At 61.4% G+C, this 21,577-nt stretch carries 25 protein-coding genes; 2 read left to right on the forward strand and 23 right to left on the reverse strand.

Annotated elements, in window-relative coordinates; translation table 11 throughout:
• Positions 1 to 21: 21 nt before the first annotated feature.
• From ABWQ00_RS11810 to ABWQ00_RS11855, 10 genes are read right to left on the reverse strand one after another with little or no spacing between them, the layout of a single operon-like run.
• A complete protein-coding gene (locus tag ABWQ00_RS11810) occupies positions 22 to 258 on the reverse strand; it encodes a DUF1289 domain-containing protein (protein WP_353238875.1) in 237 nt (78 codons plus the stop codon).
• A 3-nt stretch (positions 259 to 261) separates the two neighbouring features.
• Positions 262 to 1,170 carry a hydroxymethylglutaryl-CoA lyase gene (locus ABWQ00_RS11815; RefSeq protein ID WP_353238876.1) on the reverse strand — a complete coding sequence of 303 codons (909 nt, stop codon included), beginning with the start codon at positions 1,168 to 1,170 and terminating at the stop codon, positions 262 to 264.
• Positions 1,171 to 1,186: 16 nt separating this feature from the next.
• On the reverse strand, positions 1,187 to 2,107 hold the full coding sequence (locus ABWQ00_RS11820) for a 2-hydroxyacid dehydrogenase (RefSeq protein ID WP_353238877.1): 921 nt from the start codon (positions 2,105 to 2,107) through the stop codon (positions 1,187 to 1,189).
• Positions 2,108 to 2,119: 12 nt separating this feature from the next.
• Positions 2,120 to 4,129, reverse strand: a complete 2,010-nt coding sequence (locus tag ABWQ00_RS11825; RefSeq protein ID WP_353238878.1) for an acetyl/propionyl/methylcrotonyl-CoA carboxylase subunit alpha — start codon at positions 4,127 to 4,129, stop codon at positions 2,120 to 2,122.
• Position 4,130: 1 nt separating this feature from the next.
• Entirely contained in the window at positions 4,131 to 5,288 is a 1,158-nt protein-coding gene (locus tag ABWQ00_RS11830) for an alpha/beta hydrolase family protein (RefSeq protein ID WP_353238879.1), read from the reverse strand.
• 10 nt (positions 5,289 to 5,298) lie between these two features.
• The gene (locus ABWQ00_RS11835; RefSeq protein WP_353238880.1) at positions 5,299 to 6,084 is read right to left on the reverse strand and encodes an enoyl-CoA hydratase/isomerase family protein; all 786 of its coding nucleotides are present in this window, start codon (positions 6,082 to 6,084) and stop codon (positions 5,299 to 5,301) included.
• On the reverse strand, positions 6,081 to 6,617 hold the full coding sequence (locus tag ABWQ00_RS11840) for a DinB family protein (RefSeq protein ID WP_353238881.1): 537 nt from the start codon (positions 6,615 to 6,617) through the stop codon (positions 6,081 to 6,083). The genes ABWQ00_RS11835 and ABWQ00_RS11840 overlap by 4 nt, the downstream gene beginning before the upstream one ends.
• Positions 6,605 to 7,006 (reverse strand): type II toxin-antitoxin system VapC family toxin, encoded by a 402-nt coding sequence (gene vapC / locus ABWQ00_RS11845; RefSeq protein WP_353238882.1) that lies wholly within the window; start codon positions 7,004 to 7,006, stop codon positions 6,605 to 6,607. The genes ABWQ00_RS11840 and vapC overlap by 13 nt, the downstream gene beginning before the upstream one ends.
• Positions 7,003 to 7,341: a type II toxin-antitoxin system VapB family antitoxin gene (locus ABWQ00_RS11850; RefSeq protein WP_353238883.1), complete on the reverse strand. Its 339-nt coding sequence runs from the start codon at positions 7,339 to 7,341 to the stop codon at positions 7,003 to 7,005. Before ABWQ00_RS11850 ends, vapC begins: the two co-directional genes overlap by 4 nt.
• A 44-nt stretch (positions 7,342 to 7,385) precedes the next feature.
• Complete coding sequence (locus ABWQ00_RS11855; protein ID WP_353238884.1) at positions 7,386 to 8,993, reverse strand: carboxyl transferase domain-containing protein; 1,608 nt, start codon at positions 8,991 to 8,993, stop codon at positions 7,386 to 7,388.
• A 99-nt stretch (positions 8,994 to 9,092) separates the two neighbouring features.
• On the opposite strand from ABWQ00_RS11855, the gene ABWQ00_RS11860 reads away from it, so the two are divergent.
• Complete coding sequence (locus ABWQ00_RS11860) at positions 9,093 to 10,115, forward strand: AraC family transcriptional regulator (RefSeq protein ID WP_353238885.1); 1,023 nt, start codon at positions 9,093 to 9,095, stop codon at positions 10,113 to 10,115.
• Positions 10,116 to 10,131: 16 nt separating this feature from the next.
• Here the strand turns inward: ABWQ00_RS11860 and ABWQ00_RS11865 are convergent, their stop codons facing one another.
• The 13 genes from ABWQ00_RS11865 to ABWQ00_RS11925 form a co-directional block, all read right to left on the reverse strand.
• Positions 10,132 to 10,779 carry an HAD family hydrolase gene (locus ABWQ00_RS11865; RefSeq protein ID WP_353238886.1) on the reverse strand — a complete coding sequence of 216 codons (648 nt, stop codon included), beginning with the start codon at positions 10,777 to 10,779 and terminating at the stop codon, positions 10,132 to 10,134.
• A 60-nt stretch (positions 10,780 to 10,839) separates the two neighbouring features.
• The gene (locus ABWQ00_RS11870; protein ID WP_353238887.1) at positions 10,840 to 11,229 is read right to left on the reverse strand and encodes a YchJ family protein; all 390 of its coding nucleotides are present in this window, start codon (positions 11,227 to 11,229) and stop codon (positions 10,840 to 10,842) included.
• On the reverse strand, positions 11,229 to 11,660 hold the full coding sequence (locus ABWQ00_RS11875) for a rhodanese-like domain-containing protein (protein WP_353238888.1): 432 nt from the start codon (positions 11,658 to 11,660) through the stop codon (positions 11,229 to 11,231). Before ABWQ00_RS11875 ends, ABWQ00_RS11870 begins: the two co-directional genes overlap by 1 nt.
• A 36-nt stretch (positions 11,661 to 11,696) precedes the next feature.
• On the reverse strand, positions 11,697 to 13,160 hold the full coding sequence (locus ABWQ00_RS11880; RefSeq protein ID WP_353238889.1) for a TrkH family potassium uptake protein: 1,464 nt from the start codon (positions 13,158 to 13,160) through the stop codon (positions 11,697 to 11,699).
• Entirely contained in the window at positions 13,160 to 14,551 is a 1,392-nt protein-coding gene (gene trkA / locus ABWQ00_RS11885; RefSeq protein WP_353238890.1) for a Trk system potassium transporter TrkA, read from the reverse strand. Before trkA ends, ABWQ00_RS11880 begins: the two co-directional genes overlap by 1 nt.
• A 48-nt stretch (positions 14,552 to 14,599) precedes the next feature.
• On the reverse strand, positions 14,600 to 15,727 hold the full coding sequence (locus tag ABWQ00_RS11890) for an acyl-CoA dehydrogenase family protein (RefSeq protein WP_353238891.1): 1,128 nt from the start codon (positions 15,725 to 15,727) through the stop codon (positions 14,600 to 14,602).
• 20 nt (positions 15,728 to 15,747) lie between these two features.
• Positions 15,748 to 16,425 (reverse strand): SDR family oxidoreductase, encoded by a 678-nt coding sequence (locus ABWQ00_RS11895; protein WP_353238892.1) that lies wholly within the window; start codon positions 16,423 to 16,425, stop codon positions 15,748 to 15,750.
• A gap of 80 nt (positions 16,426 to 16,505) precedes the next feature.
• On the reverse strand, positions 16,506 to 17,690 hold the full coding sequence (locus tag ABWQ00_RS11900) for an acetyl-CoA C-acyltransferase (RefSeq protein ID WP_353238893.1): 1,185 nt from the start codon (positions 17,688 to 17,690) through the stop codon (positions 16,506 to 16,508).
• Positions 17,691 to 17,701: 11 nt separating this feature from the next.
• Complete coding sequence (locus ABWQ00_RS11905) at positions 17,702 to 18,247, reverse strand: hypothetical protein (protein ID WP_353238894.1); 546 nt, start codon at positions 18,245 to 18,247, stop codon at positions 17,702 to 17,704.
• Positions 18,216 to 18,857, reverse strand: coding sequence for a carbonate dehydratase (gene can, locus ABWQ00_RS11910; protein WP_353238895.1), 642 nt, complete (start codon positions 18,855 to 18,857; stop codon positions 18,216 to 18,218). The genes ABWQ00_RS11905 and can overlap by 32 nt, the downstream gene beginning before the upstream one ends.
• Before the next feature lie 10 nt (positions 18,858 to 18,867).
• The gene (locus ABWQ00_RS11915) at positions 18,868 to 20,049 is read right to left on the reverse strand and encodes an isovaleryl-CoA dehydrogenase (protein ID WP_353238896.1); all 1,182 of its coding nucleotides are present in this window, start codon (positions 20,047 to 20,049) and stop codon (positions 18,868 to 18,870) included.
• A 75-nt stretch (positions 20,050 to 20,124) separates the two neighbouring features.
• Positions 20,125 to 20,559, reverse strand: a complete 435-nt coding sequence (locus ABWQ00_RS11920; protein WP_353238897.1) for a PaaI family thioesterase — start codon at positions 20,557 to 20,559, stop codon at positions 20,125 to 20,127.
• Positions 20,560 to 20,648: 89 nt separating this feature from the next.
• Positions 20,649 to 21,053, reverse strand: a complete 405-nt coding sequence (locus ABWQ00_RS11925) for a MerR family transcriptional regulator (protein ID WP_353238898.1) — start codon at positions 21,051 to 21,053, stop codon at positions 20,649 to 20,651.
• Positions 21,054 to 21,121: 68 nt separating this feature from the next.
• Between ABWQ00_RS11925 and ABWQ00_RS11930 the strand changes: the two genes are divergently transcribed.
• Positions 21,122 to 21,577: MBL fold metallo-hydrolase (locus tag ABWQ00_RS11930; protein ID WP_502908131.1), on the forward strand; the 456-nt coding region annotated here is incomplete at its 3' end.

Genomic DNA, 21,577 nt, shown 5'->3' on the forward strand with positions numbered 1-21,577 from the left:
ACGAGTCCGCCAGCACCGGTTTCAGCCGCCCGTGACCTGCACCAAGCGCTGCTGAATGGCTTGCCACACGATGCGCTTGTCAGCGTCGCCCATGCGGCCCCAGTTGCCAATTTCTGACAAGGTTCTCAAGCAGCCTTCGCAATGCCCGCCATCGGGGTGCATGAGGCACACCGAGACACAAGGCGATGGCACATGCGGCGCATCTTGGGCGAGAACCTGTTGGGCGCGCTGTGCCAGCAATTTGAAGTGCGGCTTCATGGCTCAGATCACCCGTTTATTGAGGATGGCCCGGGCCACATTCGAGTGGGGTTGACGACCCAGAAAACCGCTGATGAACACGCCCGCATCGACCAGTTTGTCCAGGTCAATGCCGGTGGCAATGCCCATGCCGTGGAGCATGTACACCACGTCTTCGGTGGCCACGTTGCCCGTCGCGCCTTTGGCATAAGGGCAGCCGCCCAAACCCGCCACCGAGGACTGGAAATTCCACACCCCCATTTGCAGCGCTGCCAGTGTGTTGGCGAGCGCTTGACCGTAGGTGTCGTGAAAGTGGCCACAGATGTGGTCGATGTCGAAGTGCTGGCCTGCGGCCTCGATGGCTTTTTGCACCTTGAGCGGCGTGCCTGTGCCAATGGTGTCGGCCACGTCCACGCGCTGCACGCCAATTTGCTTCATCAAACCTGCCAAATGGGCCACGCTGGCCGCTGAGACTTCGCCTTCGTAAGGGCAGCCCACGGTGCAGCTCATGGCCCCGCGCACCGCAATGCCCGCGGCCAGCGCGGCTTGCACCACGGGCGCAAAGCGCTCCATGCTTTCTTCGATGGAGCAGTTGATGTTCTTCTGGCTGAAGGCCTGGCTGGCGGCACCAAAGACCACGATCTCGTCAGGCTTCGAAGCCACCGCCGCCTGAAAGCCCACCATGTTGGGCGTGAGCACCGAATAGCGCACGCCCGCTTGACGCGCAATGCCCGCCATCACGACCGCGTTGTCGGCCATCTGCGGCACCCACTTGGGGCTCACAAAACTGGTGACTTCGATTTCGCTCAGGCCTGCGGCCTGCAGGCGGTGCACCAAACCGATTTTGACCTCGGCCGGGACCGGCTGCTTTTCGTTTTGCAAACCGTCGCGGGGGCCGACGTCGATGAGTTGAACGCGGGAAGGAAGGTTCATGGGGTTCTCTGAATGCTCAATAACCACGCTGATGGTCGACCACACCATTGATGGGCTCACCGCGCTGCAGCGCCTGCATTTTGCCCACGATTTGCGCGATGCTTTCTTCACGCAGGGTACGGGCGGAGGTGTGCGGTGTGACGGTGATTTTCGGGTGTTGCCAGAACACATGGTCGGCGGGCAGTGGCTCGGTGCGGAACACATCCAGCATGGCCCCGGCCAGGTGGCCGCTGTCGATGAGGGCCAAGAGATCTTCGTCCACCAGGTGTTTGCCACGGGCCACGTTGATCACGTAGCCGCCTTTTTGCAGTTGCGACAGCGTGTTTTTGTTCAGGATGTTTTCGGTCTCAGCAGTGAGCGGCATCAGATTGACCAGCACGCGCGTGGCCTGCAGGAAGCCGGGCAAGGCTTGCGCACCGCTGAAGCCACGGATGCCGGGCAGGTCTTTGGGGCTGCGGCTGTAGCCGTTGACCGGAAAGTCAAACACCTGCAACGCTTTGGCCACACGCTCACCCAGCACACCCAGGCCCATCACACCCACCGCAAAGTCGGCGCGGCTGCGCGGCTTGCGGTACGACCATTTGCCCAATTGGGTGTCGGCGTCATAGCCATCGAACTCCCGGAAGTGACGGATCACGGCATGGCACACGTATTCGGCCATTTGCACCGACATGCCCGCATCGTCCAGGCGCACCACCTTCAGCGCTGGCGGCAGTTTCAGCTGCAGCAAAGCGTCTACACCGGCCCCGATGTTGAACAGGGTATGCAAGCCCGGCTGCTCGTCGATGAACTCCTGGGGCGGTGCCCAGACGATGGCATGCTGGGCGGGCGGTGCGCCAGGGGCCCAAGCGGACACCGTGGCCTCTGGGAAAGCCTTTTGCAGGCCCTGCACCCAAGGCGCGGGGTCGAGCTTGTCAAAGCAGATGGTGATGTTCATAGGCCGATTTTGTCAGCCCAGCTTGAGCAGCTCTGCCCCGTCGGCGACTTGGTCACCCGGCGCGTACAGCAACTCCGCCACAACACCGTCTTTGGGCGCGCTGATGGTGTGCTCCATTTTCATGGCCTCCATCACCGCCAGCGGCTGACCGGCTTTGACCTTGTCACCCGCTTTGACGGCAAAGGACACCACCTTGCCGGGCATGGGGGCTGTCAGGCGACCACCTTCTTGCGCGGCTTCGCCCGCATGGGCCAGCGGGTCGAGCACGGTGATGCGGGTCGCGCCCTGAGGCGTGAAGAGGTGCGCGGTTTCGCCTTGCCAGTCGAGTTGGGTGAAGCACCGTGGGGCGCTGCCCCACTGCACCCACAGGCCTGAGCCATGGGCAGCAAATGTCAGCACGCCAGATGCAGCGTCATCGCCCTCCAGAGACAAGCTCAAAGCGCCGTCGTGCAAACAGTTCAAACGGGCCGAGCGCGGCTGGTCTTGCCAGACAAATTCAAAGCGGCGCTGCGCCAGGCCGTGCGACTGCCAGCCATCGCGGCGGCTGAAGGGGTCTGCGCCCTGCAGGGCTTTTTCGGCGTGCAGGGTATGCGCCACCACGGCGGCCACGGCTGCGGCTAAGCCCACGGTTTCTTGTTGGAAGAGCACAGCGGCTTCGCGCTGGATGAGCGCGGTGTCGAGCTTGGCGGTGGCAAACGCACCGCTGCGCACCACGTGGCCCAAGAACTGCACGTTGGTGTTCAGGCCCACGATGTGGGTTTGCGCCAAAGCGGTGTCCAGCCGGGCCAGCGCTTGCTCACGCGTGTCGCCGTGCACGATCAGTTTGGCCACCATGGAGTCGTAAAACGGGCTGATGGTGTCGCCCTCGCGCACGCCGTCGTCCACACGGATGGTCCCCCGCTCGAAGCTGGTCGCCTGCGGCTTGCGGTAGACCTGCAAGCTGCCTGTGGCAGGCAAGAAGTTGTTGTCGGGGTTCTCGGCGCAAATGCGCGCCTCGATGGCATGGCCCTGGATGCGCAGCTGGTCTTGCCGCAAAGGCAGCGCCTCGCCACTGGCCACGCGCAACTGCCATTCCACCAGGTCCAGCCCGGTGATGGCTTCGGTCACCGGGTGCTCCACCTGCAGTCGGGTGTTCATCTCCATGAAGAAGAACTTCATCGATTCGGGTTGGTCGTACGCGGTTTGCTCGACGATGAATTCCACCGTGCCCGCGCCCACGTAATTCACCGCTTTGGCGGCGGCCACTGCGGCCGCGCCCATTTGCGCACGCAGGGCCTCGGTCATACCAGGGGCCGGGGCTTCTTCCAGCACCTTTTGGTGGCGGCGCTGCACCGAACAGTCGCGCTCGAACAAATACACACAGTTGCCCTGGGTGTCGCCAAACACCTGGATCTCAATATGACGCGGGCGCTGCACATACTTTTCGATCAACACCGCATCGCTGCCAAAGCTGTTGATCGCTTCGCGCTGGCAACTGGCCAAAGCAGCGGCGAAGTCTTCGGACTTCTCCACCACGCGCATGCCTTTGCCGCCGCCGCCTGCACTGGCTTTGATGAGGGCGGGGTAACCGATGCGATCGGCCTCGCGCTGCAACAGCGCCGGGTCTTGGTCAGCACCATGGTAGCCGGGCACCAGGGGCACACCGGCTGCTTCCATCAAACGCTTGGACTCGGCTTTGAGGCCCATCGCCAAAATCGCCGAGGCGGGCGGGCCGATGAACACCAAACCCGCAGCGGCACAAGCCTTGGCAAAGTCTTCGTTTTCGCTCAAAAAGCCATAGCCGGGATGCACCGCCTGAGCGCCCGTGTCTTGGGCGGCTTGCAAAATGCGCTCCCAACGCAAGTAGCTGTCTTTGGGGGCCGAACCGCCCACATGCACAGCTTCGTCGCAGGCCTGCACATGTTTGGCCCCAGCGTCGGCGTCTGAATACACGGCCACGGTCTGGATGCCCATTCGGCGTGCAGTAGCGGCCACACGGCAGGCGATTTCGCCACGGTTGGCGATCAGTATTTTTTTGAACATCTCAATTTCTCCAAACCACTTGGTTATCTACGGCGTACAACTTGCAGGCAATGCCACGGCGAGCCTGGCAAAAACCCAATGCGCGACCCACGGCCCAATCGCCCGTGGCAAAGCCCGCGCCACCCGGTCCTATGGCAAAGGCGCGCGGTGAGGGGCTGGCCAGAAAACGGCTGTACAGGTTTTGCCGGGTCTCGGCACCCACCGGCACTTTGTCGATCTCGTCCACTTGAGCGAAACCACTCGGCTCAGGGACCGGTGGCAAAGCGGGCTGGGTGTACCCGGCCTTGGCCAGAAAAGCATCCACCAAGGGCACCCAGCGGTCCATGTCGATGCTGAACCCCGAGTGACCATCTTGGCCCACGGGCGCGAGTTGGTGAAACTCGGCTTGACCACCACCGTCCAGCCAGGCGCGATGCCAATCACGAGGTGCTTGCGCACCCCAGAACAAATCGTTTTCCCAATACAGCCACAACATGGGCACTCGGGCTTGGGCGGCGCGGGCCTTCCAGAGTTGGCCAATTTGAACGTTCGCACACGAACGTCCCGGACGGCCCACAGGATCGCCACCGGTGCCGCCTGCGAAATTGACGGCCCCTTGCAAGCCTGCAGGGTTGCGCCAGGTGGTGGCCACCGTGGTCAAGCCGCCGACCGATTGGCCCATGACCCACCACCGCGAGGCGTCAATGAACGGCAAGCTGCGCGCAAATTCGGCCACCGCGATCACTTGGTCCGATGCGGCCAGGCTCATGGATTCGATGCGGGGCTGGCTGCAGCCGCCGTTGGTTTCCGGATCAAAACCATCGTAGGTCTCGCCATAGCCCACACGGGTGGGCACCATCACCACAAAACCCTTGCCTACAAAATAACGGGCCTGCTGCTCATACCGAAAGCGTGTCGGCTGGGCCATTTTCTCGCGGCTGGTGGCACGGCCATGGTTGAGCACCACCATCGGAAATGGCCCATCCCCAGCGGGCTTGAACACCGTCACGGGAATCTGGCGCTGCTCGCGCCGACCATAAAGGTCCTGCACAGAAACCGGTACACGGTGAACGACTTCATGCAGATCTTTGGCGTTCGGCAACTCGGCAGGGGCTTGCGCGTACACCGACATCGCCCACCAGCAAGCACCCAACCCCAGCAGACCACGAAGCAGTTTCATAGCCATGCGCTCAAGACAGCCGCCAGTTGGGTTGGCGTTTTTGCAAAAAAGACTGAACCCCTTCCTTGCCTTCACTGCTGGCACGGATGTCGGCGATGCCGGCTACCGTCTGCGCCACCAGTGCGTCGTTGATTTCGCGCTCGGCCACGTCTTGCACCAGCTTTTTGCAGGCGCGCACGGCGTTGGGGCTGGCACTCACCAGCGCTTGGATCAGCTCGGCCACTTTGGCGTCCAGGGCATCGGCGGTCACCAGCTCGTGCACCAAACCCATGCGGTGCGCCTCGGCGGCATTGAAACGCTCGGCGGTTAAAAAGTAGCGATGCGCTGCACGCGTGCCCATGGCGCGGATCACATAGGGGCTGATGGTCGCGGGGATCAGGCCCAGTTTGACTTCGCTGAGGCAGTAGTGCGCGGTATCCACGCTCACGGCCATGTCGCACGCGGCCACCAGACCCATGCCACCGGCGTAGACATCGCCTTGCACGCGGGCAATGGTCGGCTGGGGACAGGCGTAAATGGCATGCAACATGGCGGCCAGCTCGCCCGCGTCAGCCAGGTTTTCGTCGCGGGTGTAGTCGGCCATGCGGCGCATCCAGTTCAGGTCTGCGCCTGCGCAAAAAGCCGGGCCCTCGGCAGCCAACACCACGCAGCGCACAGCGTTGTCCTGGGCCACTGCCAGAAAAGCGTTTTTCAGCTCGGCAATGACTTCGTCGTTGAAGGCGTTGCGCACATCGGGGCGCGACAGCGTGATGGTGTGCACGCCGCCTTGGGTCGAAATTTTCAGGGTTGTACTCATGCTTTGGGGGACTGTTCTGTTTGAAGGAAATAGACCATATCGAGTTCTGGGCAAGGCTGGCCCATGGCCGTCAGTGCCGCTGTGATCTGGCCACGGTGGTGGGTGGCATGGTTGAACACATGCGCCAAGGTGGCGGCAAACGGCAAGGACAGGGGGTCGCCCTTGCTGGTCCGGTAGTCCAAATGGCCGTCAAAACGCTCGGCGCTCCAACTGGCGATCAGTGGCGTCCAGTTCGCCGATCCGCCTTTGAGCGCCTGCGCCAAGCGTTCGCGGTGGGGTTCAATTTCACTGTTCAGCGACAGCACCGGCGATGTGCCTTTGGCAAAACGCGCATACCAAAGCAGGTGCTCGGCCACCAGCATGTGGTTCAGCGTGCCGTGGATGCTTTTGAAGAACAGACCCACATCGCGTTGGTAGTCTTCGCTTGGCACCCGCGAGATCGCTTCGAGCAGGCGGTGCGTGGCCCAGACGTGGTAGCGGGCTTGACTGCTGAAGTGGGCATGCCAAGTCGATGAAGCGTTCACTGTGGCCATGTCTCCAGCCCTCCCAAAGTTTTGAGCGATTCAAAGTCTGCATCGCGGTGCAGCAGCGCGTGGCCGTGCGTCATGCAGTAGCTGGCCAGCAGCACGTCGATAGGGCTTCGCACGGTGCGGCCCTGCGCACGCAAACGGCGGTAAAGCGCTGCCGCGTTGAGTGCATTGGCCGCCCCGCCAATCTCCATCACGGGTAAATCCAAGAGCAGGTTTTCTGCCGTGCGACGGGCTGTGTCCTTGCGAAATCCGCGCAGCACTTCGAACACCACCAGATCGGCCGTGCCAATCGACACGTCTCCACCTTCCAGCCAGCGCACCAGTTGCAGGCGTTGCGGTGTCGGCGCTTGATTGAAGAAGTCAATCCAGACGCTGGAGTCCACCAGAATCATGGCTTTTTCCGCGCTTTTGCGATCAATGTTGGGGGCTCGGGCTCTTGAAGCACCAAAGCCTGAACACCTGTGTAGCCTTTCTCTGCCGCGTCAATGGCGCGGTCGTACGGTTCGCCGGCCGCCTTCAAAGCTTGCTGCTGCGCCCGCCAGCGGGCCCATCCTTCGTCAGAGTCGTCCCACTGAAGCTGTCCTTGCAAGGCCAGCAAGCCGTCATAGACTTTGCGTCGCTTGAGCATGCGCAAGCCCTCTTCCACAGCCTCTCGCTTGGTCTTGAAGTCGCCATAAGCCATGACGTCGGCCATGAGCTTGTCGTCGATCACGATGTTGGTGCGCATGTGAAATCTCCCTGAATGTGTATAAATTTACAAAATCATACACATCACATGCGGAAAAGTCCAAATTTCGTCTCGGGTATCAGGGCATTCAGCGATGCGCTCAAACCCAGGGCCAGCACACGGCGCGTGTCGGCCGGGTCGATGATGCCGTCGTCCCAGATGCGGGCGGTGGCGTAGTAAGGGTGGCCTTGGTCTTCGTATTGCTGTTTGATCGGAGCTTTGAAGGCTTCTTCTTCTTCCATGCTCCACTGGCCGCCTTTGCCCTCGATGCCATCACGCTTGACGGTGGCCAGCACGCTGGCGGCCTGCTCGCCGCCCATGACGGAGATGCGGGCGTTGGGCCACATCCACAAAAAACGCGGGCTGTAGGCACGGCCACACATGCCGTAGTTGCCTGCGCCAAAGCTGCCGCCGATGATGATGGTGAACTTCGGGACAGCCGCCGTGGCCACAGCGGTAACCATCTTCGCGCCGTTGCGGGCGATGCCCTCGTTTTCGTATTTGCGGCCCACCATGAAGCCGGTGATGTTCTGCAAAAAGACCAGCGGGATCTTGCGCTGGCAGCACAGCTCGATGAAGTGCGCACCTTTGAGCGCCGACTCGCTGAACAAAATGCCGTTGTTGGCGATGATGCCCACCGGCATGCCTTCGATGCGGGCGAAGCCGCAAATCAGCGTGGTGCCAAAGCGCGATTTGAATTCATCGAACTCCGAGCCATCGACGATGCGGGCGATGATCTCGCGCACATCAAAAGGCTTGCGCGTGTCCGTGGGAATCACCCCATACAGCTCTTGTGCGTCGAACTTCGGGGGCACAGGCGCGTGGGTGGCGATGTTGGGGGCCTTTTGTGCGTTCAGGTTTTTCACGGCCAGACGCGCCAACGCCAGCGCGTGCACATCATTTTGCGCCAAGTGGTCGGCCACGCCACTCAAGCGCGTGTGCACATCACCACCGCCCAAATCTTCGGCACTCACCACCTCACCCGTCGCCGCCTTCACCAAAGGCGGGCCACCCAAAAAGATGGTGCCTTGGTTTTTGACAATGATGGTCTCGTCGCTCATGGCGGGCACATACGCGCCGCCTGCGGTGCAGCTGCCCATGACCACCGCGATCTGCGCGATACCCTGCGCGCTCATGTTGGCCTGGTTGAAAAAAATGCGTCCGAAGTGGTCGCGGTCGGGAAACACTTCGTCTTGGTTGGGCAAGTTGGCACCGCCGGAGTCCACCAAATAGATGCAAGGCAGGTGGTTTTGCTGCGCGATCTCTTGCGCCCGCAAATGCTTTTTCACCGTCATCGGGTAATAGGTGCCGCCCTTCACCGTGGCGTCGTTGCACACGATCATGCAGTCCACCCCACTCACGCGGCCAATGCCCACGATCACGCCCGAGCTGGGTGCGTCGTTGTTGTACATGTTCAAAGCCGCCAAGGGCGCGACTTCGAGGAATGGCGTGCCGGGGTCGAGCAGCATCTGCACACGGTCACGCGGCAGCAGCTTACCCCGGGCGGTGTGCTTGGCGCGTGCGGCTTCGCCACCGCCTTGGGCCACGCGCTCCAAGTGGGCACGCAGGTCATCGACCAAGGCACGCATGGCGGCGGCGTTGAGCTGGAAATCGGCGGAACGCGGGTTGAGTTGGGAGTGCAAAACGGTCATGGCAAGTCCTCGGCTGTCTCAGTTGGCCACCAGCATAAAGCGAAGTGTCCTGAAACATCACGCCATGCAGGTTGCAAATTCTGCCAAAATACGTCATACATGAACTGGGCTTCCCCGACCTCCCGATCTGAAACACCGATCGCCTTCATTGCAGCGATGGTCAATGCCTACACCGACCGCGGAATGGACCCGGCCGGGGCGCTTCGAAGAGCACAAATCACGCCAAAATTGTTATCGCAACCCGATGCGCGCGTGACCGCACTGCAAATGGAATGGATGAGCGAAGCGGCCATGCGCGAGCTGGACGATGAGGCCCTGGGCTGGTTCAGCCGCCGCCTGCCTTGGGGCAGCTACGGCATGCTGGTGCGCGCCTCACTGACCGCCCCCACTCTGGGTGTGGCACTGGCCCGCTGGTGCCGCCACCACGGCCTGCTGACCGACGACATCCACCTGCAAGTCAGCCAGTCGCAGGGCGTGGCCAGCCTGCAATTGTCCGAGCAACGCGGGCTGGGCGCTTTGCAGGAATTTGCCGTGGTCTCGGTGCTGCGCAATGCTTTGGGCGTGGCCTGCTGGCTGACGGATTCGCGCATTCCGCTGCTGCAGACTACTTTGCGCTTTGCGCCGCCGCCCCATACCGACAGTTACCGCGTGCTGTTTGATGGCCCCACGCAGTTCAACGCGCCCACAAACAGCCTGCAGTTCGATGCGGGCTACCTGAGCCTGCCGGTGCGCCGTGACGAGGCTGCTCTGCAGCGCATGCTGCAGCGCGCCCTGTTGCTCACGGTGCGGCCTTACCGGCGCGACCGTCTGCTGGTGGAAAAAGTGCGCCAAACCTTGGCCGAACACCCCGAGCACAGCCGCAACGCCGACGACCTGGCGGCCTGGCTCAACCTGTCACCGCGCACCCTGCACCGACAACTCAAAGAAGAAGGTGCGGGCTTGCAGCAGCTCAAAGACGCCGTGCGCCGCGACCTGGCCACCGACCTGCTGCTGCGCACGCAGCGCCCCATCAAACAGATCGCCGCCGAGGTGGGCTTTCAGAACGAGAAGAGTTTCATGCGGGCCTTCAAAGGCTGGACGAGGCAAACGCCCGAAGAATTCAGGCTGGCCAAGGCCCCCTGAAATCAACCCGCTCCATTCAGGCCAAACGCAACGCGTGCATGCCGGTGAAGACCCGCTGCGCGCCGGCTTTCAACAGAGGCTCATGCTCGGCAGGCGGTGCCGCATAGGCCCACACCGTGGCCCCCGCAGCCACACCCGCTGTGATGCCCACGGTGGTGTCTTCCACCACCAGGCAGCGCGTCGGGTCGATCTGCAGATGGGCCGCAGCGGCCAGGTACACATCGGGATGGGGCTTGCTGCGGGGCATCTCATGCCCACTGAAAATGCGGCCTGCAAAAAAGTCGATCAGCCCCACTTGCTTGAGCATCATCTCAACCTTGAAACGGTCTGCCCCCGAAGCCACGGCGATGCGACCCTGGCAGTGGTCGTGCAGGTGCGCCACCGCTTCGTGCACGCCTTCAATGGCGGTGATGTTTTGCGTCAAGCGCTCGTTGCGGAGGGCATAAAACTGTTCCAGCCACGCATCGGTGAGCGGCTGCCCCGTGTGGGCTTCGATGGTGGTGCGCTGGCTTTTGACGGTGTGACCCACAAAGCGCTGCATGCACTCGGCCAGCGTCATGCGCCAACCCTGCTCTTCAAACATGTCGCGCAGCACGCCGCAGGTGATGGCTTCGCTGTCCACCAGCACGCCGTCGCAGTCAAACAAAATGGCTTCAAAGTTCATGGGGGCGATCATACGGGCTGGTCTCGTGGGACGGTCTTCTAGCGTGGGTCAAAACCACCCTCACAGCTCGTCACCGTCCACATAAAACCAGCGCCCATCCTCGCGCACAAAGCGGCTGCGCTCGTGTTGGCGCACCGCTTTGCCGCCCACCCGAAAGCGCGCCACAAATTCGACCTCGGCGGTGTCAGCGCCTGTCACCCGGTGCTGCTTGATCTCCAAACCCAACCACTTGCCACCTGTTTCGAGCTTCAATTCGGCCGGGCGCTGGCTGCTGTGCCATGTGGCCAGCAGATAGGGCACGTCACCCAACACAAAGGCGCTGTAGCGTGAGCGCATGAGGCGCTCGGCATCGGGGGCGTTCTGGTTGGCGTGGTGCGGGCCGCAGCATGTGTCCAAGCTCAGTGCTTGGCCTTTAGGGGTGGTGCGGCCGCAGGGGCATGGTGCCGCCATCAAGCGCCTTTGCGCGCCGCGCTTTCGGCTTTGTGTTGTTCCATGGTGACAATAGGTGCCGCGGCTTTTTTCCAGGCTGTGAAGCCGCCGTCGATGTGGGCGACGTTGGTCATGCCCATGTCTTGCAGGGTTTTGGTGGCCAGGGCGCTGCGCCAACCTGCGCCGCAAAACAGGATGAACTGCTTGCCCTCGTCCGCGAACACAGGTTTGAAGTAGGGCGAGGCCGGGTCCACCCAGAATTCGAGCATGCCCCGGGGCGCGAGCAAAGCGCCGGGCACAGTGCCTTCGCGCTCCAGTTCACGCGGGTCACGGATGTCGACGATTTGCACGGCTGAGTCGGCTAAGCGCGCTTGCACCTCGGCCACGCTATGCGTGGTGACCTGGGCCATGGCCTCGTCGACGAGGGATTGAAATCCTTTGGTGATCGGCATGTGTCTCTCCTTGTTGTCACGGCAAAAGTGCCAGCATCATTTACGCCAGAAGTGCGAGCTGAACAAGACCAGCACCGACAGCAGCTCCAGTCGGCCCAGCAGCATGGCAAAGCTCAAAACACCGAGCTGGAAGGGGTTCAGGCCGCCGTAATTGCCCGAGGGGCCGACTTGGCCCAAGCCGGGGCCGATGTTGTTGACGGTGGCGATCACAGCCGAGAACGCGGTCACGATGTCCATGCCACTGAGCAAGAGCAACATGCTCAGGCCCATGGTGGCACCGCCATAAATGAGCATGAAACCCAGCACCGCCGTCATGACCGACATGGGGATCACGGCACCGCCCAGCGTGACCGGGTTGATGACTCGTGGGTGGATGATGCGCACCAGCTCACGTCGCGCTTGCTTGACCAGCAAAACCATGCGCACCATCTTGATGCCGCCGCCCGTCGACCCTGCACACGATGCAAAGCAGCCCAAGAACATCAACAAAATCGGTGCGAACACTGGCCATTGTGCGTAATCTGTGGCGGCATAACCGGTGGTGGTGGCCAACGAAACCACATGGAAAGCACTGATGCGCAAGGCCTCCAGCCCGTCCTCATAAACACCATGGGCCAAGAGCAAGGCCATCACCAACAAAGTGGAGGCCAACAAGACAGCCAGGTAAGTGCGGATCTCGCGGTCGTTGCTGATGGGCAGGATGGAGCGGCTGCGCAGCACCACAAAGTAGCGCACAAAACTGATACCGGCCAAGGTCATGAACACGATGGCGACCCACTCGATCGCAGGCGAATTGAAGTGCCCAAAACTGGCGTCATACGATGAAAAACCACCCAAGCCCATGGTGGTGCACATGTGCATGAAGGCGTCAGCCCAGCTCATGCCGGCCCAGCGGTAAGCCAGCAAGCAAGCGGCCGAGAACAAAAAGTAAACGCCCCACAATCCGCGCGCTGTCTCTGCAATCCGAGGCGTGAACTTGGTGTCTTTCATGGGGCCGGGCATTTCTGTCTTGTAGAGCTGCATGCCACCCAGCCCGAGCATGGGCAGCACGGCAACGACCAGAAGCATGATGCCCAGGCCACCAATCAGCTGCAAAAAGCAGCGCCAAATGTTGACCGACACTGGCAAATGGTCAAGCCCCGACAAGGCCGTGGCCCCGGTGGCGGTCAAGGCGCTCATGGCTTCAAAATAGGCCTTGAACCAGGTGATCTCGGGCACCAAAAACATGAGCGGCAAGGCCGAATAAGCGGGCAACACCAGCCACACCATGTTGACCAACAAGAAACCGTCTTTGGTCTTCAATTCACGCCGATGCTTTTGAGTGAGTGCCGCCAACACCAAGCCACTAACAGCCGTCAAACCAAAGCCCGCCAGCCAGATCCACTGCAAATCACGGTGGTCTTCAAACCAAGCCCAGATGCCGGGCACCAAGAACGTGACCGAAAACGCGATCAAAATGCGCGCCATCAAAGCCAAGACCGGCGAGAGGAACGTGAGCATCAGCCAAAGAAGGTCGCACTGACCTGAAAGAGTTTTTCCACCGCACGCACATCGCGCTTGTTGGGAATGAACAAGACGATGTGGTCATTGGCTTCGATCAGCGTGTCGTGGTGCGGCATGAGCACTTCGGAATTTTTGCCCTCGCCACGCACAATGGCGCCCATGCTCACGCCTTGGGGCAGCTTGATTTCCTCGACACGCCGTCCCACCAACTTCGAGGTTTTGATGTCACCGCGCGCAATGCCCTCTAGCGCCTCGGCCGCGCCCCGGCGCAGGCTGTGCACCGCCGCCACATCGCCCCGGCGCAGATGCGCCAGCAGCTCTCCGATCACGGTTTGTGCAGGCGAGATCGCGATGTCGATCGTGCTGCCTTGCATCATGTCGGCATAAGCGCGTCGGTTGATCAGGGCCATGACACGTCGCGCACCCATGCGCTTGGCCAACATGGCCGACATGATGTTGTCCTCGTCGTCGCTGGTCAGCGCCAAAAACAAGTCCATCTCACCCACGTTTTCTTCTTGCAGAAGGTCTTCGTCAGCGCCGTCGCCATTCAGAATGAGCATGCTCGACGGCAACTGGCTGGCCAGGTATTCACAGCGCTTTTTGTCGCGCTCGATCAGCTTCACGTCGTATTGGTCCGCCAGAATGCGCGCCAGGCGCAACCCAACCTTGCCGCCCCCTGCGAGCATCAGCCGCTGCACGGGTTGGTCGGTTTTATGGATTCCGGACAACACAAGGGGGATCTTGCGGGTGTCGGCCAGCACAAAGACCTCATCGCCGGGCAGGATGCGCGTCTCGGGCGAGGCATCCACCAGCGCATCCTGTCGGTACAGGGCCACCACGCGCATCTCGGCATCCGGTAAGCGGTCACGGAACTCGGCAATGGTGTGATTCACCAGCAGGCTGTCGGCCGCCGCACGCACCACGATCAGGCTCACACGTCCTTCGGCAAATTCGAGCACCTGCAAGGCCTCTGGGTACTGGATCAGCTGCTGGATGTAGCGCATCACCGACTCTTCGGGGCAGATCACATGGTCCACCGAAAAACCCGACTTGCCCAACAAGGCGTCACCTTCGTTGAACTCGGGCGAGCGCAAACGGGCAATGGTGGTGGGCACGTTGAACACATCGTGGGCGATCTTGCAAACCACCAGATTCGACTCGTCGGCCGCCGCGCAGGCGATCAACATGTCGGCGTCCTGGGCCCCGGCTTCGCGCAGCACCGAGGGCTGAATGCCGTTGCCCACGACACCGCGCAGGTCCAAGCGCTCTTCAAGCAGCCGCAGGCGTGCCGGATCCTGGTCGATGACAGTGATGTCGTTTTGCTCGGAAACCAGGCTTTCAGCGACGCTTTCGCCCACACGGCCAGCGCCCAGGATGATGATGTTCATGGGGCGGGATGATACGTGAGCCGTGGCTCAAAAGGGCTATTTTGGCGCTCAAAGCGCGCGCTGGATGATGATTTTCTGCACGTCGCTGGTGCCTTCGTAAATCTGGCACACACGCACATCGCGGTAAATGCGCTCAACCGGAAAGTCGCTCACATAGCCATAGCCGCCCAGCGTCTGGATGGCGGCGGAGCAGATTTTTTCGGCCGCTTCGCTGGCAAACAGCTTGGCCATGGCCGCTTCTTTCAGGCAAGGGCGGCCCGCGTCGCGCAAGCTGGCCGCATGCCAAATCAGCTGGCGCGCCGCTTCGAGTTGCGTGGCGCAGTCGGCCAAACGAAAGCCCACAGCCTGGTGGTTGAAGATGGACGTGCCGAAGCTCTCGCGCTGCTTGGCGTAGTCAATCGCCACATCGAGCGCGCTGCGGGCCATGCCAAGGCTTTGCGCGGCAATGCCAATGCGCCCACCCTCCAAAGACGACAGGGCGATCTTGTAGCCCTCGCCCTCTTGGCCGATCAGGTTTTCGGCAGGAATGCGGCAGTTGTCAAAGTTGATCTGCGCGGTGTCGCTGCTGTGCTGGCCCAGCTTGTCTTCGAGGCGCGCCACCACATAACCCGGTGCGCTGGTGGGCACCAAAAAGGCGCTCATGCCTTTCTTGCCCGCGCCCTTGTCGGTCACGGCAATCACCACCGCCACATCGCCGTGCTGGCCGCTGGTGATGAACTGCTTGACGCCATTGATCACGTACTCGTCGCCGTCTTTGACGGCCGTGGTGCGCAGGGCCGAGGCGTCCGAACCCACATGCGGCTCGGTCAGGCAAAACGCACCCAGCATCTGGCCTTGGGCCAGCGGCGTGAGCCACTGCGCCTTTTGCGCGGCGTTGCCGTACATCATCAAGATGGCATTCACGGGGCAGTTGGTCACGCTGATGGTGGTGCTGACGCCGCCGTCACCGGCTGCGATTTCTTCGAGCACCAGCGCCAGCGTCACATAGTCCAGACCTGCGCCGCCCAACTCCTCGGGCACACAAATGCCATAAGCCCCCAGCTCGGCCAGGCCCTTGTGCGCTTCTTTGGGAAAGTGGTGTTTCTTGTCCCACTCGGCGGCATGGGGCCAGAGTTCACGTTGTGCAAAATCGCGCACGGCTTCGCGGATCATTTCCTGGTCGGGGGTCAGCAGCATGTCGGTCTTTCTTTGTGGGGTCACCAAGGCAGCGTGCTGCCGTCATGGTTCAAAAATGCGCCACGGTCCTCAGGGCGCGGTTGTGTGCGGATGCGTTCGAGCGTCTTGCGCATACTGCTGACGCTTTGTTCGGGCGTGAGCGGGGCGGATGCGCCGCCCATGTCGGTCTGCACCCAACCGGGGTGCAAGGCCACGCAAGAAATTTCAGGGAAATCGTGCTGCGCGCATCGGATGTACATGTTCAATGCCACCTTGCTCATTCGATACAGCACCGCCATGCTGGTTTGCGTCAGTGTCAGGCTGCCAAAGTGGCTGCTGATGACGGTAAATACGCCCTTTTTATCCAACAACATGGGCGCAATCTGCGGCAACACCATCATCGGGCCCATGGCGTTGGTGTGCATCAAGAGGTCGAATTTTTCTCGTGTCGGCGGCGAAGCGGTGGCCTCTCGATCCACCACACCCGCCACGTAAATGGCCAGGTCGATTTTTTCGCCGTTAAGCTGCCAAGACAGCCTAGAGTTGCTGGCCGGGTTGGCTACGTCCAGGCGAAGGGTCTGCGCGCCCAAGGCCTTCAGGCGTTCAAGCCCCTCATCGCTTCGGGCTGTCGCGATCACACGCCAGCCGTCTGCGATGTACTGGCTGGCCAGTTCAAACCCGATGCCGCGTGATGCGCCGATGAGGAGGATGGTTTTCATAGGTGTTTTTGTAGGAGCGGCCTCTGGCCGCGAAAAACGGGCTTGCGATATCGCGGCCAGAGACCGCTCCTACCGTGAAATTACACCAACTCCAGCGCCACGGCCGTGCCTTCGCCGCCGCCAATGCAAAGCGTGGCCAGGCCTTTTTTCATGCCACGGGCCTTCAGCGCGTGGATCAGCGTGACCATGATGCGCGCGCCTGACGCGCCGATGGGGTGGCCCAATGCGCAGGCACCACCATTCACATTGACCTTGTCGTGCGACACGTTCAGCTCTTTCATGAGCGCCATGGGCACCACGGCAAAGGCTTCGTTGACTTCCCACAGGTCCACGTCTTCGACTTTCCAGCCCGCTTTGGCCAGCGCCTTTTGGGTCGCGCCCACGGGGGCGGTGGCAAACCACTCGGGCTCTTGGGCGTGGGTGGCGTGGCTCACGATGCGGGCCAGCGGCTTGCAACCCAACTTGGCCGCAGTGCTTTCGCGCATCAACACCATGGCAGCCGCGCCATCGTTGATGGACGAGCTGCTGGCGGCGGTGATGGTGCCGTCTTTCTTGAAGGCGGGCTTGAGGCTGGTGATTTTGTCGAGCTTGACTTTGCCCGGGCCTTCGTCGATGGACACCACACGTTCGCCACTGCGGTCTTTCACCGTCACGGACGTGATCTCGGCCGCAAAAGCACCCGACTCGGTGGCGGCCTTGGCGCGCTGCACGCTGGTGGTGGCAAAGTGGTCTTGCTCGGCGCGTGTGAAGCTGTACTTGGCAGCGCAGTCTTCGCCAAAGGTGCCCATGCTGCGGCCGGGCTCGTAAGCGTCTTCCAGGCCGTCGAGCATCATGTGGTCGTAAATCTTATCGTGGCCCATGCGGTAGCCGCCACGGCCCTTGAGCATGAGGTAGGGCGCATTGGTCATGCTTTCCATGCCGCCGGCCACCAACACATCGTGTGTGCCGGCCACCAGCATGTCGTGCGCGAACATGGCCGCGCGCATGCCCGAGCCGCACATCTTGGACAAAGTGACCGCGCCCGCGCTCTTGGGCAAACCGCCCTTGAAGCCCGCTTGACGCGCTGGCGCCTGGCCCTGGCCTGCCATCAGGCAGTTGCCAAACAGCACTTCGGTGACCAGCTCGGGGCTGATGCCAGCGCGCTCGACAGCGGCTTTGATGGCGGCACCGCCTAGGTCGTGGGCGGCCAGCGCAGAAAAGTCGCCCTGGAAGCTGCCCATGGGGGTGCGGGCAGCGCTGACGATGACGATGGGGTCGTGTGACATATGGATTCCTTTCAGGCGTGGATGTCGGCAATGATGAGGTGTTCACCGGTTTCTTCTACGGCGATGCGGCGGATGTAGGCCACGAAATCGGGGTCTTCGCCGCGCAGCAAGAGGGGCAAGGCCAAACGGAAATCGTCGCGCCTGCACCACTCGCGCATATAGTCGTCCCAGGAGTTCCAGCGCCGCTGTTCGGTGGCGCTCATTTCTTCGCGGTACGCAATCAGATAAGCCCGCTCGAACAGGGCGATCAGCATGTCGAAAATTGTCATCATGCGTTCGCGCTGCTCCGGCGTTGCATCGCGCAGGGCTTGCATGGTGCGCAACTGCAGATCAGCGTGATCAAGCACCACTTTCAGGAAATCGTTGTAAGCGTCGGAGAGGTGTTGATACGCCTCTTCTTCTTCGTTTTCGCGCTCCTTGCGCTGCTCCAGCCAGAACACCCAGACGGCATAGGGCAAACCGAACACGGTCACCGCATAACTGCCCAACTCCAGAAGTTCTGCCAAGCTCATGGGCACACGGCGCTCAGCCGCCTCTCGGATAGCGCTTGAGCGCATTTCGAAACACGCCCAGCACCTCCCCAGGATGGCTCATGCTCACGCCCAGGTCTTTGGCCAGGCCGTCCTTGATGCCGTAACACCAACCGTGCACGCTGAGTTTCTGACCGCGTGCCCAGGCGTCCTGCACCACGTTGGTCAATGCCACGTTGCCCACCTGTTCGATCACATTCATCTCGCACAAGGTGTCTTCTTGCTCGGGAATGCTCAGGTGATCGAGGCGGCGACGGTGCCGCACTTTCACGTCGTGCACATGCCGCAACCAGTTGTCGACCAGGCCCACACGCAAACCGCGCAAAGTGGCCAGCACACCGCCACAGCCGTAATGGCCGACCACCATGATCTGCTCGACCTTGAGGACATCCACCGCGTACTGAATGACGGACAAGGCATTGAGGTCGGAGTGCACCACCAGATTGGCCACATTGCGGTGCACAAACACCTCGCCCGGGTCCAGGCCTGTGATCTGGTTGGCGGGCACCCGGCTGTCGGAGCAGCCAATGCACAAGAAGCGGGGCGTTTGCTGGTTGGCCAATCGGGTGAAAAATTCGGGGTCTTCGCGCTTCATGCGCGCTGCCCATTCGCGGTTATTGGCAAGCAGTGTTTGCATGGAGCGAGTCTCAGCAGGTTTCGGCAAACAGTTCGCGGCCAATCAGCATGCGGCGAATCTCGCTCGTGCCCGCGCCGATTTCGTACAGCTTGGCGTCGCGCCACAAACGGCCCAGCGGGTATTCGTTGATGTAGCCGTTGCCACCAAAAATCTGCACACCCTCGCCGGCCATCCAGGTGGCTTTTTCGGCAGTCCACAAGATGACCGAGGCGCAGTCCTTGCGCACCTGGCGCACATGCTCGGCACCCAGCAGGTCGAGGTTTTTGGCCACGGTGTAGGCAAACGAGCGACCGGCCTGCAGCACGGTGTACATGTCCGCCACTTTGCCCTGGATCAGCTGGAACTCACCAATGCTTTGGCCAAACTGCTTGCGGTCGTGGATGTAAGGGATCACGTTGTCCATGACGGCCTGCATGATGCCCAGCGGGCCACCTGTGAGCACAGCACGTTCATAGTCCAAGCCGCTCATCAGCACCTTGGCGCCGTTGTTCAGGCCGCCCAGAATGTTTTCGGCAGGCACTTCGACGTTGTTGAACACCAGCTCGCCCGTGTGGCTGCCGCGCATACCCAGCTTGTCGAGCTTTTGCGCGATGCTGAAACCCTTCATGCCCTTTTCGATCAAAAAGGCCGTCACACCGCGCGCGCCCAACTCGGGCTCGCTCTTCGCGTACACCACCAGGGTATCGGCATCGGGGCCGTTGGTGATCCACATCTTGGAGCCGTTGAGCAGGTAATAGCCGCCCTTGTCCTCGGCCTTGAGCTTCATGCTCAGCACGTCTGAGCCTGCGCCAGGCTCGGACATGGCCAAAGCGCCCACATGCTCACCGCTGATCAACTTGGGCAAGTATTTGGCACGCTGGGCCTCGTTGCCGTTGCGCTTGATCTGGTTGACGCACAGGTTGGAGTGCGCGCCATATGACAGGCCCACACTGGCCGAAGCGCGGGAAATTTCTTCCATGGCGATCATGTGGGCCAGGTAGCCCATGTTGGCACCGCCGTATTCCTCGCCCACAGTGATGCCCAGCACGCCCAAGTCGCCCATCTTGCGCCACAGATCCATCGGGAACTGGTCGCTGCGGTCAATTTCAGCCGCGCGGGGAGCGATTTCAACTTGGGCAAAGTCGCGCACGGCGTCGCGCAGGGCGTCGATGTCTTCACCGAGTTGGAAGTTCAGGCCGGGCAGGTTGTTCATGGGGTCTCCGTTGGGGGGTGTTGTGTTTGTGGTGTTGTCGCTCAATCCTGCACATGCAAGGCCGAACGCCAAACATCAATAAGTTTTTGTGACTGGCACCAAGGTCGACTGCATCACGGCGCAGTCCGAGCGTTTGCCGCTGTCATCGATATGCACCACTTCGGCGCTGGTCACAATGATGCGTTTGCCCGCCTTGGTGACGCGGCCGATGGCGCGAATTTCGCCGCCTTGAAAGTTGGAAAGGAAGTTGATTTTGTATTCCACGGTGGTGACTTCCATGCCTTCTGGCGACACGGTCAGTGCCGCGTAACCGGCGGCGATGTCCGCCAGTGCGCCAATGGCACCGCCGTGAAAACCACCTTGCTGCTGCGTCACTTTGTCGCTGTAGGGCACCGCCAGTTCGACCTGCCCGACCGTGGCCGACAACAAGCGAACGCCCAAGTGGTTCATCATGCCCTGGCGGGCCAAGCTTTGGGCAACGCGCTCGTGGGGAGTAAGGGCTGAGGTCACATCGAATCCAGTGGTTGAAATCAAATCGAACTGTAATTGACGTTTACGTCAACGTCAATCAAAAAAGGCATAGCCATCCAACGACAGGCTCAGGTCGATTTGCCATTTTTGGTGGCTTTGACCAAGAGGTTGCGGGTTTCTTTTTCATGGGTCTTGACCTCGTCCAAGGTCGCCTCCAAGTCGGACAGCTGCGACTCCAGTTGTTGCCGGTGCTCCGCCAAGACCACCAAAAACTTTTTGAGCTGGGGTACCGTATCGCGTGGACTGTCGTACATGTCGATCAGGTCTTTGGCCTCATTGAGCGACAGACCCAGGCGTTTGGCGCGCAAAGTGAGCTTGAGACGGGTGCGGTCGCGGGCGGAATACACACGGTTGCGCCCCCCCGGGCCGGAGCGCTCAGGCTCAAGCAGCCCCATGTCTTCGTAAAACCGGATGGCGCGGGTGGTCAGGTCAAATTCCTGAGCCAAATCGCTGATCGTGTAAGTGTTCGCCATGAAGTGGGTCCTCTGAGCTTGCGCAAGAGGGACAGGCCGTTCAAAAGCCTCCCCCTAGAATGGAATGCATGTTTGACGTTAACGTCAACGTCAATGCCCGAATGCTAACCCAAACCTCTGCCGCCATGACCTCCTTGCCCATCGACTCTCTGGCCCCACCTTTTGCGGCCAAAGGCGGCAGCCAAGCACCACCTCGCTCAGGCTTGCATTACCCCCTGCAAGAACAGCTGCCAGACCTGGGATCGGCCCTTGAAGTGGCCCCCGGTGTGTTTTGGCTGCGCATGGGTCTGCCCTTCGCTTTGAACCACATCAACCTTTGGCTGCTGCGCGACCGACTGCCTCACCCGACCCAGTCCGGCGTGATGCAAGAAGGCTGGACGGCGGTGGACTGTGGCATCGACAACCCCGCTACACGCCAGGCTTGGGAGCAGATCGAACACACCGTGCTGAAAGGCCTGCCCATCTTGCGAGTGCTGGTGACCCACATGCACCCGGATCACATGGGCTTGGCCCATTGGCTGTGC

Source organism: Limnohabitans sp. (genome assembly GCF_040400975.1).
In the GTDB taxonomy this organism is placed as follows: Bacteria; Pseudomonadota; Gammaproteobacteria; order Burkholderiales; family Burkholderiaceae_C; genus Limnohabitans_A.